General features: G+C 38.8%; 16 protein-coding genes. 8 read left to right on the top strand and 8 right to left on the bottom strand.

Annotation, left to right across the window (positions count from 1 at the left end):
• Positions 1-111: 111 nt before the first annotated feature.
• Positions 112-582 (top strand): phosphohistidine phosphatase SixA, encoded by a 471-nt coding sequence (gene sixA / locus ED622_RS11355; RefSeq protein WP_122034069.1) that lies wholly within the window; start codon positions 112-114, stop codon positions 580-582.
• Between the two features lie 74 nt (positions 583-656).
• Here the strand turns inward: sixA and smrB are convergent, their stop codons facing one another.
• A complete protein-coding gene (smrB, locus tag ED622_RS11350) occupies positions 657-1,190 on the bottom strand; it encodes an endonuclease SmrB (RefSeq protein WP_122034067.1) in 534 nt (177 codons plus the stop codon).
• A gap of 52 nt (positions 1,191-1,242) precedes the next feature.
• Here smrB and prmB point away from each other — a divergent pair, with 52 nt between their 5' ends.
• Entirely contained in the window at positions 1,243-2,175 is a 933-nt protein-coding gene (prmB, locus tag ED622_RS11345) for a 50S ribosomal protein L3 N(5)-glutamine methyltransferase (protein WP_122034065.1), read from the top strand.
• Positions 2,176-2,786: 611 nt separating this feature from the next.
• On the top strand, positions 2,787-3,872 hold the full coding sequence (aroC, locus tag ED622_RS11335; RefSeq protein WP_122034063.1) for a chorismate synthase: 1,086 nt from the start codon (positions 2,787-2,789) through the stop codon (positions 3,870-3,872).
• Between the two features lie 184 nt (positions 3,873-4,056).
• Here the strand turns inward: aroC and ED622_RS11330 are convergent, their stop codons facing one another.
• Both ED622_RS11330 and ED622_RS11325 read right to left on the bottom strand, forming a co-directional pair.
• Positions 4,057-4,695, bottom strand: coding sequence for a trimeric intracellular cation channel family protein (locus ED622_RS11330; protein ID WP_122034061.1), 639 nt, complete (start codon positions 4,693-4,695; stop codon positions 4,057-4,059).
• Between the two features lie 111 nt (positions 4,696-4,806).
• Positions 4,807-5,334: an MgtC/SapB family protein gene (locus ED622_RS11325; protein ID WP_122034059.1), complete on the bottom strand. Its 528-nt coding sequence runs from the start codon at positions 5,332-5,334 to the stop codon at positions 4,807-4,809.
• A 173-nt stretch (positions 5,335-5,507) separates the two neighbouring features.
• Between ED622_RS11325 and ED622_RS11320 the strand changes: the two genes are divergently transcribed.
• Positions 5,508-6,038, top strand: coding sequence for an elongation factor P hydroxylase (locus tag ED622_RS11320; protein WP_122034057.1), 531 nt, complete (start codon positions 5,508-5,510; stop codon positions 6,036-6,038).
• A 7-nt stretch (positions 6,039-6,045) separates the two neighbouring features.
• Positions 6,046-6,306, top strand: a complete 261-nt coding sequence (locus ED622_RS11315) for a YfcL family protein (protein WP_122034055.1) — start codon at positions 6,046-6,048, stop codon at positions 6,304-6,306.
• A gap of 89 nt (positions 6,307-6,395) precedes the next feature.
• On the opposite strand, the gene ED622_RS11310 is transcribed toward ED622_RS11315, so the two are convergent.
• Entirely contained in the window at positions 6,396-6,821 is a 426-nt protein-coding gene (locus tag ED622_RS11310) for an HIT domain-containing protein (protein ID WP_122034053.1), read from the bottom strand.
• A gap of 78 nt (positions 6,822-6,899) precedes the next feature.
• On the opposite strand from ED622_RS11310, the gene lpxM reads away from it, so the two are divergent.
• Together lpxM and clcA are read left to right on the top strand one after the other, a co-directional pair.
• Complete coding sequence (gene lpxM, locus ED622_RS11305; protein WP_122034050.1) at positions 6,900-7,841, top strand: lauroyl-Kdo(2)-lipid IV(A) myristoyltransferase; 942 nt, start codon at positions 6,900-6,902, stop codon at positions 7,839-7,841.
• 223 nt (positions 7,842-8,064) lie between these two features.
• A complete protein-coding gene (clcA, locus tag ED622_RS11300; RefSeq protein WP_122034048.1) occupies positions 8,065-9,477 on the top strand; it encodes a H(+)/Cl(-) exchange transporter ClcA in 1,413 nt (470 codons plus the stop codon).
• Here clcA and ED622_RS11295 read toward each other — a convergent pair.
• Positions 9,454-10,056 (bottom strand): outer membrane beta-barrel protein, encoded by a 603-nt coding sequence (locus ED622_RS11295; protein WP_162922510.1) that lies wholly within the window; start codon positions 10,054-10,056, stop codon positions 9,454-9,456. The genes clcA and ED622_RS11295 overlap by 24 nt on opposite strands.
• Before the next feature lie 260 nt (positions 10,057-10,316).
• Positions 10,317-11,126 carry a 23S rRNA (guanine(745)-N(1))-methyltransferase gene (gene rlmA / locus ED622_RS11290; RefSeq protein WP_122034044.1) on the bottom strand — a complete coding sequence of 270 codons (810 nt, stop codon included), beginning with the start codon at positions 11,124-11,126 and terminating at the stop codon, positions 10,317-10,319.
• 508 nt (positions 11,127-11,634) lie between these two features.
• Here rlmA and ED622_RS11285 point away from each other — a divergent pair.
• A complete protein-coding gene (locus ED622_RS11285; protein WP_122034042.1) occupies positions 11,635-12,339 on the top strand; it encodes an oligogalacturonate-specific porin KdgM family protein in 705 nt (234 codons plus the stop codon).
• A 203-nt stretch (positions 12,340-12,542) separates the two neighbouring features.
• On the opposite strand, the gene ED622_RS11280 is transcribed toward ED622_RS11285, so the two are convergent.
• On the bottom strand, positions 12,543-13,043 hold the full coding sequence (locus ED622_RS11280) for a YfbU family protein (RefSeq protein ID WP_045102578.1): 501 nt from the start codon (positions 13,041-13,043) through the stop codon (positions 12,543-12,545).
• A gap of 103 nt (positions 13,044-13,146) precedes the next feature.
• Positions 13,147-14,901 (bottom strand): formate--tetrahydrofolate ligase, encoded by a 1,755-nt coding sequence (locus ED622_RS11275; RefSeq protein WP_122034040.1) that lies wholly within the window; start codon positions 14,899-14,901, stop codon positions 13,147-13,149.
• Positions 14,902-14,993 lie beyond the last annotated feature (92 nt).

Genomic DNA, 14,993 nt, shown 5'->3' with positions numbered 1-14,993 from the left:
TTTATTTGAACAATTATGGCGCTGATACCACAGACTAGCAAACTCTCTCTTTCCTCTTTTTAGTTTTGCTTGCTACTATTGTGAGGTTAGTAATGATTTGAGAATGAATAAATGAAAGTATTCATAATGCGTCACGGCGAAGCAGAAGCGTACGCCCCTTCTGATGAAGAACGCAATTTAACGTCACACGGTGAGAGCCAATCTGCGAAAATAGCGCATTGGTTAATGAAAACACATAATGTCACGTTCGATTATGTATTAGTGAGTCCGTACATTCGTGCTCAGCAAACTTGGCAAACGATTAAGCCTATTTTGAATGTGGTGGATGCGAAAGTTGAAACCTCTGATGAGATCACGCCATACGGTGATTCTGATGATGTGGTGGAATACGTGAAAGCGTTAGGTAGTGTTGCAGAGATTGAGAATATCTTAATTGTTTCTCATTTGCCTCTTGTTGGATATTTAACGGCGGATTTTGTTCCTGGGATCATGCCACCAATGTTTCCTACATCAGCGATATCTTGTGTTGAGTATTCTCACACTACAGGGAAAAGTGAACTGTTATGGTTGCAACAGCCATAAAACAATAGCTAAGTACCCTAAAAAAGATCCCTTTGCATCGGCTATTATGATGCTTTTCGGGATCTTTTTTGTATCTATCTGTCTGGGATTGAGAGTAAGACTAAAATTGCTCCGGCACCACCAAACTCTAAAGGCGCTTGATGAAAAGCCATTACATCAGGATGTTGAGCAAGCCATAAAGGCACTTTTTTCTTTAAGATATGTTTACCAATCCCGTGCATTACACTAGCACAAGAAACATTTTCTTTAAGGCAATAAGCAATCATTGAACCTAACTCTCGTTTGGCTTCATCTTGCTTCATACCATGCATATCTAGAAAGACATCTGGCACATAAACACCACGTCTTAGGCGTTTTACTTCGTATTTTGATACGCCATCTCTAGCGTAGCGAACTGGGCCTTCTTCGTCTAAAAGCGGCACAAATTCATCAGAAAAGAAAAACTCTTCATTTTTCCCTTCTTTTAACGATTTTCTTTGCTTTTGTTGTTCGCTAAAGTTCTTACTCGGTTGATGGATTATGGTATCCTGTTGCAACTTTTTAGAGCCTTGTACTGCTTCACGGAACAGCGAAAGTTCGTCATCTGATAGGTGGTCGTTTTTGCTCATTTTTAAATTCCAATAATTAACAGCAGTATTATAACTTGTTTTGGGGGCAATTTTGGATAAGATTTTTGTAGAAGAGGCCGTTTCTGAGCTTCATACGTTACAGGATATGTTGCGTTGGACAGTAAGCCGCTTTAATGCAGCAGGTCTTTTTTATGGCCATGGTACAGATAACGCATGGGATGAAGCGGTTCAACTCGTACTTCCTACGTTATATCTACCTATTGATGTTCCTGCTCATGTACGTGAATCTCGTTTAACATCAACAGAGCGTTTACGTATTGTTGAGCGTGTTGTTCGCCGTATTAACGAGCGCATTCCAACAGCTTATTTAACTAATAAAGCGTGGTTCTGTGGCCTTGAGTTCTTTGTTGATGAGCGTGTACTTGTACCTCGTTCACCAATTGCTGAATTGATTGAAGCACAATTTGAACCATGGTTGAAAGAAGAACCAACTCGCATTATGGATCTTTGTACGGGTAGTGGTTGTATCGCTATCGCGTGTGCTCATGCATTCTCAGATGCAGAAGTAGATGCGATTGATATTTCAACTGACGCACTAATGGTTGCAGAGCAAAACGTTCAAGATCACGGCATGGAGCAACAAGTGTTCCCAATGCGTTCTGATCTATTACGAGACATTCCAAAAGATCAGTATAACTTCATTGTTTCAAACCCACCGTATGTGGATGAAGAAGACATGAACAGCTTACCTGATGAGTTTGAGCACGAGCCTGAATTAGGTTTAGCAGCAGGTACTGATGGTCTTAAATTAGTTCGTCGTATTCTAGCGAATGCACCAGATTACTTAACTGATGACGGTTTCTTGATCTGTGAAGTGGGTAACTCTATGGTTCATATGATGGATCAGTACCCAGAAATTCCATTTACATGGATTGAGTTTGCTGAAGGTGGACATGGTGTATTCATGTTAACTAAACAACAGCTTCTTGACTGTGCTGAAGAGTTTTCTCTTTACCGCGATTAAGTTAGAAATACTTAAATCATGATAAAAAGCCTAATGTTCGCATTGGGCTTTTTTATGCGTTTTTACTTTGTGACATAGCAAAATCAAGACGATTACGAAGAGTTTGTTGCTTTTCGCTGATATTATTTTTACGCAATGCTTTTTTTACTAGACGAAGTAGTTTCATTTTCTTCTCTTAATCGTTAATGGTATTAAGTAATTAGCAGGAATGATGCCAATTATTTTTTGCTATCCTTTCGTTAAAAACTTCATCCATGAATTGCTTGTTTTATCAACATCTTTGTGTTTATTTTAAGTTTTTGGCTCATTAATGAATCAAGTGTTAATTATACGTTGTAGCATCGATGTCAGTAAAGGGATATTCCTCAAATTGAGAGTCTTATCAATTAAAATTACTTTTTGGATCGAGGTCACAAATTGCCGCTTTTATTTTTTAAAACCATAATTATGGCAAAGAAAATTAGGAGTAAGAAAAAGGTGCATCCACTAATTTAGAGAGAAAGCATTGCTAGGGGCTTTACTCTTACTGAGATTCAAGACAATATGGTTTTATTGAAAACTGATTATTAGTCAGTTAATAGTGGCGAATCAATTTATTTACAGAGGAAGTAATGGCTGGAAACTCTATTGGACAACATTTTCGAGTAACAACGTTTGGTGAAAGTCATGGCTTAGCTTTAGGCTGTATAGTGGATGGCTGTCCTCCAGGTTTGGAATTGAGCGAAGCGGATCTACAAATTGATTTAGACCGTCGTAAACCGGGTACATCAAAATACACTACTCAACGACGTGAAGCCGATGAAGTAAAAATTCTATCGGGCGTATTTGAAGGTCAAACAACAGGTACTTCAATTGGTTTATTGATTGAAAATACTGACCAACGTTCTAAAGACTATTCAGAAATTAAAGATAAGTTCCGTCCGGGACATGCAGATTACACTTACCATCAGAAATATGGACAACGCGATTATCGTGGTGGCGGTCGCTCATCAGCTCGTGAAACAGCGATGCGTGTGGCGGCAGGTGCTGTAGCAAAGAAATACTTAAAGCAAGAATTTGGTATTGAGATCCGCGCTTATTTATCACAAATGGGCGATGTTGCCATTGATTCTGTTGATTGGAATGAAATTGAAAACAACGCCTTTTTCTGCCCTGATGCGAGTAAAGTTGACGCCTTTGATGAGCTTATTCGTAAGTTAAAGAAAGAGGGTGACTCTATTGGTGCTAAAATTACCGTCGTTGCACAAGGTGTACCGGTTGGTTTAGGTGAACCTGTTTTTGATCGTTTAGATGCAGATGTTGCCCACGCTTTAATGGGAATTAACGCGGTTAAAGGTGTTGAGATTGGTGATGGCTTTGAAGTGGTTCAACAACGTGGTTCAGAGCATCGTGATCCATTAACACCTGAAGGTTTTAGTTCAAACCATGCGGGTGGCATTTTAGGTGGTATTTCATCTGGCCAAGATATTGTGGCTCACATTGCGTTAAAACCTACTTCTAGTATTACAGTTCCGGGTGAAACGATTACTCGTAGCGGTGAAAAAACAGAGTTAATTACGAAAGGACGTCATGATCCTTGTGTTGGTATCCGTGCGGTTCCGATTGCTGAAGCGATGTTAGCGATTGTGGTTATGGATCATCTAGTTCGTCACCGTGGTCAGAACTTCGGTGTACAAACAGAAACGCCTAAGATTTAGTGGTAGGAGATAGGGACTAGTTTTTAGGGACGAGTTAAGAGCGGAAGAACCATCCTCTACTATTAATAGACATAAATAAAAAGAGCCAGATTGAAGTTACATTCGATCTGGCTCTTTCTGTTTGTATTTGATATTTAGCTCTTCCTAGCCCCTAAGATCTCGTCCCTAGTCTCTTTAACGTTCATCACTTCTTAACGCTTTCTGGCTGATCTTCGGTAATATCTAAATGAAAAACAGGTAAACACCAACCAAATTTTACCGCCGCCATACGCGCAGAAAAACCAATCGTGATAGTTACAACCGTTGTTATTAATTCATCTACGCCGAAGTGCAACAAACTAATGTATAAGACTGATGAAAGTAGTGAAATCGATGCGTAGAGTTCGTTATGTAATACCATTGGCATTTGACGACAGAATAGATCTCGTAATAACCCACCAAAGACACCGGTAACAATGGCTGCTACCACACATATTAATGGATGCAGGCCCATATCTAGCGCCACTTGTGAGCCAATAATACTAAATACAATAAGGCCAATAGCATCTAATACCACAAAGAAACGGTGGTTTTTAGCAACCCATGGGCCAATCCATGTGGTTAATACGCCTGCAATACAAGTAATTACAAGAAAGTGAGGATTCTTTACCCAGCCAACAGGGTAGTGACCCAATAAAATATCACGCACAGTACCACCACCAATAGCGGTAGCACTTGCTACTAGCATGACGCCAAACCAATCCATTTTTTTCTTGCCTGCCGCCAATGCGCCAGTCATGGCTTCAGCGGTGATCCCTATAATATAAAGAATTGTTAATAACATTTACTAATACCATACCGTGTTATGTTGGCGAAATAATAAGGCAGGGATTTTATGAAATTAAACCTATAATGACGAATGAAAAAAACTATTCCGACATTTTTCAGATTAGTTTTATTTATGCGTTTTATCGAGGCTTTGAGATCTTGGTTTATGTGTTCTTATATTAAGGAATTTTTGATGCACACCTCGACGGAGACTTTTAAAGGTATTTTCAAGCTTATCAATGCCTAATAAAACAAATAGAGCGAGTAAAGTAATGATGATTGATTGTTGAATGTACCCCAGTGCTATCATCATACCTAATGCGGCTAAAACCCAAATAATGGCGGCAGAGGTAACGCCGTGGATTTTTCCATCTAGAGTCATCATTACACCAGCGCCAAGAAAACCAATACCAGTAATTATTTGCCCAAGAACTCGAGCATGGTCAAGGGAATTAACAGATAAAGACATGGCCATTGCTAAGAAGAAATAAGTGCCTGAGATGATTAAAATAGAGGTCCTTATTCCTACTGGTTTTCCTCGAGTTTGTCTTTCAACACCAATTAATAAACCGTTAAAAGCACAAGCTGAAATAGCAGTCCAAGAAAAAGGCCCTAAATCAAGTAATTGAGCCAGTTGTAAAGTGATGTCATTCACGGGAGGTGAAACTCCAATCAAAAGGGAAATGATAATTATTGAGAGTATCAGGACACTCTTTTTACAGATAATGAATAATTTTGAAACAGAGGATAAAAATTATTTATCTAGATAGGTCTTTGTTTATGCTTAAGGTAGAATGTTACCTTCTTTATTATAGCTAAGCTTTTCGTATGTCTCATCAATACTCCGATTTAATTTCTATTTTTAACGCTACTTTCTTAGAGTCTTTTAATACGAAACTCGTATTAGGGGGCGATGAACCGATTTATTTACCTGCAGATAGTGAGTTTGATTACCATAGAATTGTTTTTGCTCGTGGTTTTTATCAATCAGGTATGCACGAAATTGCTCATTGGTGTGTTGCTGGTCCTGAACGTCGTTTATTGGAAGATTTTGGCTATTGGTATGAACCGGATGGCAGAACAGAGCAAGTTCAATCTGAGTTTGAGAAAGTTGAAATTAGACCTCAAGCGTATGAGTGGATCCTTTCATTAAGTGCGGGGTTAAAATTTAACGTCAGTTGTGACAACTTAAATGGCGATTTTGAACCAGATCGTTTAGCATTCATGGCTAAAGTACATAATGAAGTGATGGGGATTTTAGATAATGGATTACCTCCGCGTGTAGAGGCGCTATCTAATGCGTTGCGTGAGTTTTATCAAGTCACCCCACTAACTAAAGAACAATTTATTGTCCAATAGGAAAAAGATGATCATTGAATTTGAAGAAAAAATGCTTGAACTGATTGATGCTCGTATCGAAACAGCATCGGATGATGAGTTATTTGCTGGTGGCTATTTACGTGGTCATATTTCACTGTCTGTAGCTAAATGTGAAGAGCAAGGTGTAAGTGATATCGAAGTATTAAAAGCACACATCAATGACAGTCTTGATGCTGCAAAATCAGAATTAGCACCTGCTGATCGCATTATTGTTGCTGATCTATGGGATGAGCTTCAAAACGCATAACCGATAGATGTACTGAATGTAGAGTTATAGAAAGGCAGCTTGAATAAGAGCTGCCTTTTTTATGTCTATTGTTTTAATTAACCAACAAATTAACGTTTAAAACCAGAGATCGCATCAAGCTTATCGCGCAATTGATAAACTAATGTTGTTTGAGCTGATTGCTCTCTGATTATTCCATTAGTGTTGCCCCATACCGGTCCTGGCCAAGCACAATCAGTGGTAAAGCGTGCGATGTGATGGATGTGCAGTTGAGGAACCAAATTACCAAGCGCGCCGATATTAATTTTATCTGGCGTAAAGTTATCTTCTAATAACTGTGCAACGGCGCTCGACTCTTGAATAAACTGAATTTGTTGCTCTGTTGTCATGTGGTGAATTTCTTTTAAATTCTCAATACGAGGAACTAAAATTAACCAAGGACCAATATCTTCTTTAATCATTAAAATTTGGCATAAAGGAAGATTACCTAAAATAATGCAATCTTGTTGTAGACGAGAGTGTAATTGAAAAGCCATTCGAATTTCCTTGGTTTCTATCAGCAATGCTTTGTTATATCATAAACAGTTCATAATAAAGAATAAGTGAATCTATTCATGAGTGAAAAAGTCGATAAAAATGCATATAACCCAACATTTCAGTGGGCGTTTCTACATCCTAGATACTGGCCTACATGGTTAGGGGTTGGTTTCGCTGTTATTTTGGCGTTTGTTCCTTTTCGATTACGTGACAAATTAGCTGCAAAGATTGTTAAATTGGTACTTAAGAAGCCAAGTGGTGGGATTAAACGTGCTAAGTTAAATATTGCGACTTGTTTTCCTGAGAAGTCAGAGCAAGAGCAACAAAAGTTACTAGAAGATACCTATATTACAGGCGCTCAAGTTATGCTTGGGTTCTCTGAGTTAATTATTCGCAGTCGTAAGCATAACGAGAATAGAGGTATTTTTGTTGGTGGAGAAAACTTGTTTCCGCTTTTAGAGCAAAAAGAGAATATTATTATTCTTGCTCCACATGCGTGGGCGATTGATTTCCCTGCTATTCTACTCGCGTCTCGCGGTTATCATGTGACAACCATGATGAAGCCACAAAAGAACCCTATTACTGATTGGTTAATGCATGTTCAGCGTATGCAGTATGGGGGTAAAATTTATGCTCGTAGTGCTGGTATAAAACCATTAATCAAGGCGATTAGAGAAGGTTACTTGGCTTATTACTTACCAGATGAAGATCATGGACCGCAAAACAGTGTGTTCGTGCCTTTCTTTGCGACTCAAAAAGCAACATTAAAAGGCTTTGGTAAATTGGCTCGCTTATCGAAGGCGAAAGTGGTACCAATGTTGCCATCTTATAATGCAGAAACAGGGCAGTTTGAAATTATCACTCTACCTGCGATTGCTGATTTTCCATCTGGCGATGAAGAAACCGATGCACGTGCAATGAATATTGCAATTGAGCAGTTAGTGACAGAGCGTCCAGAGCAATATATGTGGGTATTAAACTTACTGCGTTCTCGACCTGACGGTAGCCGTTTATATTAAATGTAAATAACATTTATGTATTTTAAAGCTCACTTCATCATGAAATGAGCTTTTTTTGTATCCTTATATTTTGTTGATTTATATCAAAGTTCGATCTTGGTCATTTAATCAATCTAAGTTTTTACAAATGGTTAGGGTCTATTTAGGTGCAGAGCGTATAATTATTTGTGATCTCTATTCTATAACGTTCATAATGCTCTTTAGTGCTAAGTTGATACGATAAATGCCAAAATCACCCAATTTTCGTTTCTTTCAAGGTGGGATGTTAAAGCATCGCACAACCCCTAAATTCTTAACTACACAAACTGATTACTATGCACTGCTTTTCTTATCAGCCCTTGTTGGTGGTATTGCTGGCTCTGTCGTTGCTTTATTTGAAGCATCAATTCGATTAATTACAGAGCAACGTCTTCATTTTGTTGACTCTCTTCCTTATTCTGAATACTTAGCTCCTGTTGCGGCGGTACTTGCGGGTGCAGCAATGGCGGCTTTTGGTTTTTGGCTTACCTTTAAATTTGCACCGGAAGCGGCAGGCAGTGGGATCCCTCATATTGAAGGGGCATTAGATGGTACTCATGATATTCGTTGGGCTCGTGTATTACCGATCAAATTTATTGCAGGCACGTTAACCATTGGTTCTGGAATGGTGCTTGGCCGTGAAGGACCATCGATTCAAATTGGTGGTGCGGTTGGACGAATGATCGCATCTAAAGGTAAACGCTTTAGTCACTCTTCTCATATATTAACAGCAGCTGGTGCTGCGGCAGGTTTAGCCGCTGCATTTAATGCGCCTTTAGCGGGTATCTTGTTTGTTATTGAAGAAATGCGTCCCCAGTTTCGATATAACATTACTTCAATTAAATGTGTCACCTTAGCAACGGCAGTTGCAACTATTGTAATGCGCTCTTTACATGGCCAAGAAGCATTTTTGACGATCCCAAGCTTTGAGGTTCCACCACTTCGATCTCTGCTCTTATTCGCTATTTTAGGTATTATATTTGGCATTATTGGTGTTAATTTTAATAAGTGGATTTTAAAAGGGACCAGTAAAGTTAAAAAGTTCCACCAAAATAGATTGTCACGTCTTGTTTTATTGGGTGCTGCATTTGGTGGGACATTTGCTTTATTACAGCTAATCGCACCAAAGCTCTCTGGCAGTGGTATGGAAATTATTACAGAGATGTTCTATAGCCCAATGGCTTGGATGATCATGGTTGGATTCTTTGTACTGCGTGTTATTGTAACAGTTGCTTGTTTTTCATCGGGTGCTCCGGGTGGTATTTTTGCACCAATGTTAGCGTTGGGAACATTACTTGGTTTGTCTTTTGGTGTGGTAATGGCTGCTTGGTTCCCTGAATGGGTTTCAGAGCCTGGGGTCTATGCTATTGCGGGAATGGGTGCGTTATTTGCAGCAACGGTTCGAGCGCCTGTTACAGGGGTAATTCTTGTTGTAGAAATGACGAATAATTACCAGCTGATACTGCCTCTACTTGTGACCACGCTAGGAGCCACTTTTATTGCTCAAGCACTTGGTGGTCAGCCATTGTATTCTGCACTTTTAAAGCAATCTTTGTTGAAAGATAAAGAGTTGAGGGCGGATCATCAGCCACCTTTAAAAGATGTAGCTCAAGATTAGTTGGCTTGATAAAAGGTCGATAGCGACACCATCAGAAATCACTCTTCCCATAGTATAACTTGCTGCTATATTTAATGAATATGGCAGTGAGTATCCAATTTCCACGCCATAAGATAGTCCGACTTCTTTTATTGATTTTTCACCAGAGATGGTAGTTTGTAAGGTTGTTCCGTTTGCATTCGTTTGCGATAAGCTATCTACCATTAAATCTAAAGAATATTGATGAACTCCAAGAATACTTGCTAAATAGAAATCAGAATCAAAAAGATAAGATTGATATTTTAAATTCATACCTACAGAGCTAGCCTCTATTTCTACATTATCATAACCAACATTATCAGTTAAATGATGTTCATAGCTTCCTATCTGGCTATACTCAAACTCAACAACAAGATTATAATCTGGCGCTAATACAAACGGGTAACCGATCTTTACAAATAACCCATTTTCTAAATCAATTTCAGCCCCGCTTAATGCTAATGATGATTTCTCGACTCCAGATGAGAGGTAAATATTATCTAGTTTAGCGAAACTATGGCTAGAAATAAGCAGCAACATACAAATAAGTAAACACTTCATAAGATTCATCCATATTGATTAATATGTAAGTATCAGACCAAACAATACTTCTCCTTGTTGTTCTCTCGGAGTTCGATAAAATGGTGCCTATCGATATATTTTGATTTAGATCAGTTTTTACGCTGCGTTTTTATATTGTAGGCAGGAATGGATTAAAAATGAGAGAAAAATGGAAGAGTTATTGGTTGTAGATATAAAAATGCCAAATAACTTTTATTAATTAAATAGTTATTTGGCATCTTATTTTTGAGACTCAATGTTTATTTTTTATAAACTCTAATCATAAAGTCCGCTTTACAATCAAATGCAGTTTTCTCTTCCAATTCGGCTTTAAATTCTGCTGTCGCTTTCCATGCAAACGGCGTCATATCCAATAAATGCAGGGCTTCTAGACCATTTAGGTGCATATCGTAAGTTAATTTTTTCTCTTCAATAAGATCAAATCCACTAATATCTTCTGCTTCTTCATCATGTAGGCGAACATCACCATAAACCCCTTCACGCAATTCATATAAATGATGACTTGCTGGCGTTACGGTAATTAGGTATCCGTTATCTTTAATTGTACGGTGCAACTCTTGTGCTTTGCATGGTGCATAGATACGTACAATGCCATCTAAACTTAGATCAGAGAAAGGCAAGCGGTGGCTTGAAGCGACGCTAAATTGGCAATTTAGATAACGTTTTGCAGCATATTTAATAGCAACTTTTGAAATATCGAGGCCAAAGACGTTCGCATCTTTACCATCAAGTTGCTCTGCAATTTTTGAGGTGTAATAACCTTCACCACAACCAATATCAAGTAGGTTGGCTGAATCATCCGTTATATATTGCTGACATAAGCTAGCTACCTGTTGTTGCATCGGTTGATAATGCCCAGCCTCTAGAAAAGCGCGTCTAGCTTGCATCATCTCTTTATTGTCACCAGGGTTTTTAGAACGCTTATGATGAGCTGGCATGAGGTTTACATAACCTTCTTTTGCGTTATCAAACTGATGGTTGTTTTCACAACGATATTGGTTGCTAGTAAGATGCAACTCGCATTGGCATAAAGGGCATTGATAAGACATAACCAGACCTGAAATTAGATTAGGGCTGCAGTGTACTTCTTCATTTCTAGAATAAAAAGACCCACTAATAAAAAATCTCTGCTGCTATTTAATTTTAGTCTCAAAATTAATAATGTGACTCACTTCAAATACAGCCCCTAATAGAAGCTAACAAGACCTTTTTTGTTCTCAAAACAGAGAGACCGTGATCACGTTAATTGTTAATTATCGCTGTGAAAAATGTGATCTCACCATTAATAAATAACATAAAACCTAAATTATAAAATGATAATTAGTGCCTATCTTATTGTTTTTATTTGCTTTATATATTTTCATACAGGCTGTTTTTGAAGTTGGTCAAACTATGAATTGGATTAATTTTTCAGAGCGAATTAATAGGGCATGATTCATCTCAACGGATTTAGAGAAACATTAACGGATTACAAAATTTTGAGAGTTTGGTCTTTATATATTGATGGTCTCAATAGAAGAACCAAGCCAAACAGTTTAAATATATAGGGTATATCACATGAAAAAATCAACACTAGCACTTATCGTTCCAGCAATTCTTCTTTCTGGTGCAGCAATGGCTGACTCAACTTATGTAACTGGTAACGTACAAGCACACGATAGCAACCTACATGGTTCTGGTATGACATCTACGCTAGAAGCGGGTCATACGTTTGATAATTCATTCGGTGGTTTAACGCTATTAACCGAGTTTGATGGTATTCAACTAGGTTCTTTAAAAGCAAACGATGATGGCGTTAAGTCAAACTCTCCAGCATACGTAACATTAGGTGCAGAGCAATCATTCGCTATTAACGAAAATTTATGGATGGCGGTAGGTTACCACCACCTAATGGCTAACGGTAAAGAAGTACAATACCGTCCACTAGTGAAAATTGGTTACAACTTCGATAACGGTATTTCTATCTCTAACCGTACTCGTGCTCACATTGATGCTGCTGATAAAAATGCTAATGACATGGATGTACGTTTTGATAACCGTATTGCTTATACACTGACAGACGCGGCAGTGACATTAAGCTACAACAACGTATACGTACTTGCTGGTGATGCTCATAATGGTGATTCACGCGATAGCGCTATGGACCACGAGCTTCGTGCTACTTGGAATAAATCAGAAGGTGTTCAACCATACGTTGAGTACCGTAACCAAGCTGACAACTACAACAACGCATTCGTAGTTGGTGCTTCTTACAGCTGGTAATCTCTGTTTCTAAACCATGATTAATCATGCAAATCCTATAAGGGTGGACTGCTAGCGTTAATCAAGTTAGAAAGCTAAATCCTCACTGATCCGTCAGTGGGGATTTTTTTGTTTATATAGTAATAAAACACAGGCATAAAAAATCCCCGCCAGAGCGAGGATTTTAATTGGTTACTTATGTTTAGCGCTTAGCTATATAGAAATTAAGCGTTAAAGATTTGCGCCATCTCTGTTGAACATAAGTGGTATTGACGTGGGCAGTTGCGCCATGTTGTTAGCATACGACGATATTTATCAGTCATTGTCATTTGGCTATTGAAGTGGTGATCCGCTTTATCAAACTGAGGGTATAAACCTTCAGAAGTTGTTAGGAAACGAACGTAGTTCACTTGCTGCGCTTCTGTTGCAATATCAAAGCCTAAAAACTGAAGACGACGAGCGTCTACTTTTGCTTGGCATTCAGGAACTAACATATTGTAAGATTCTTGCATTGCATGGTACATCTCCATGAAGTCGATGATCTCACGACATTCTGCTTCTGTAATGCAACCAAAGTCTTTATCTAATTCACGGATTTGTAGTTCATAACCACGTTCAACAATCAGTTGTTGGCGTTGGTATTTTTCTGCATTTGCAGGATCCATCTGTGACATCAAATAATACTGGTTAGAAAGAATTAAGCGTTGAGCATTTGTCATATCCATCAGGATAACCTCAAAAATTATAAGTAAATTTGTATAAAAAGTTGAAGCTAGATTAACAGTAAATGTAGCACATAGAATATGATCTATATTAAGTTATGTGATCTTAGCTAAGTCCAGTTATGTTTCCATCTGTATCAATGTCTAAATTCATAAATGCTGGCTTTTCTGGTAAACCCGGCATCGTCATGACATTGCCACACAGTGCATAAATAAAGCCGGCACCAGCACACAGTTTCAATTCACGAATAGGAACAATGAAATCTGTTGGTGCACCTTTGATATTGCCATCTGTTGAAATAGAAGCTGGTGTCTTTGCCATACACACAGATAAAGATTGGTAACCTAACTTCTCAAACTGTTCTAGTTGTTGCTGCGCTTTTTCTGATAGCTCAATACGCTCAGCACCGTAACCCTTAATTGCGACTGCATTTAATTTATCAAATAAGCTCATGTCACTGGTGTATAGCGGTATGAATTGAGTTGTTTTTTTACAAGCAGCAATCACTTTTGAAGCTAACTCTTTTGCGCCTTCACCACCTTTAACGAAAGCTTCACTAATAGAAACATCGACATTGGTTTCTGATGACAATGCAGCAATCCACTGTTGTAAGAAATCCAACTCTTCTTGAGTATCTTCAGGGAAACGGTTAATCGCTACAACAACAGGTAAACCATATTTAGCACAGTTATTAATATGCCATTGTAAATTATCTAAACCTGCATTTAATGCTTCTTGGTTTGGAGTGAATAGGGCTTTAGGTAAGGCTTGACCTGGAGATAATGGAAATAAACCAGAGTTTGCTTTAATGCCTCGAAGTGTTGCAACAAGCACTGCACAATCAGGTGCTTTACCTGCTAATGGCGCTTTAATATTGCAGGCTTTTTCTAATCCCATATCTGAACCAAAACCGCCTTCTGTTACCGTATAATCAGTCAGTTTTAATGCGATATTGTCGGCAATAATAGAAGAGTTACCATGAGCAATATTGGCAAAAGGACCTGAGTGAACAAAAGTCGGTACGCCTTCTAGCGTTTGCATTAAGGTTGGGTTGATAGCAAATTTCATTGTTACCGTCATTGCGCCAGCAACTTGCAGATCTTCAGTGGTTACGGGCTCGCCATCAAGATTATAAGCAACAACAATGCGACCAATACGTTGACGTAAATCTTGAAGATCGCTCGCCAGTGCCAGAATAGCCATCAATTCAGAAGCGGCGGTAATATCAAAACCATCTTCACGTTGATAGCCGTTAATAGTTTTTCCCTCTTCATTATTGCCAATAGTGACCATGCGAAGGGCGCGATCGTTATGATCCATTACTCGTTTCCAAACGACTCGTTCAGGATCAATTCGCAATGCGGGAAGGTCGTTCTTTTCAGAAAACAGTTCGTAGCCTAGACGTTGCTCATGATAAATACGAGCATCAATGGCTGCTGAGGCCAAGTTATGTGCCGCGGTAATAGCATGAATATCGCCTGTTAAATGAAGGTTTAGTTCTTCCATTGGAGCGACTTGGCTATAACCACCACCTGCAGCCCCGCCTTTTACCCCAAACACAGGTCCCATTGAAGGTTGACGAATGCAGGCACTGACGGATTCGCCTAATTTTGCTAGGCCTTGAGCTAGGCCAATGGTCGTCACTGTTTTACCTTCACCAAGGGGCGTTGGCGTGATAGCACTGACTAAAATTAACTTACCATTTGGTTTGTTTTCAAGGTGTTTTAAGGCGTCAATATTGACTTTTGCTTTATAGCGACCTTGTGGCGTAATGTCATCATCATGCAGTCCTAAGTTTGACGCAATCGTTTTCATTCTGATAAGTGTCGCAGTTTGACAGATCTCAATATCGCTTTTCATAGTAACGGAAACCTTTTGGGAAAGAGTTAAAAATGCTGAAAAGAAGCGCGCTTTTTATACCACATAAGTGGGGTGATACTGAATTAATTCCC

Origin of the sequence: Aliivibrio sp. EL58, assembly GCF_900312675.1 — a bacterium.
GTDB lineage: Bacteria > Pseudomonadota > Gammaproteobacteria > Enterobacterales > Vibrionaceae > Aliivibrio.
The sequence above is the reverse complement of the archived record's forward strand: the minus strand, read 5'-3'. Positions and strand labels throughout refer to the sequence as shown.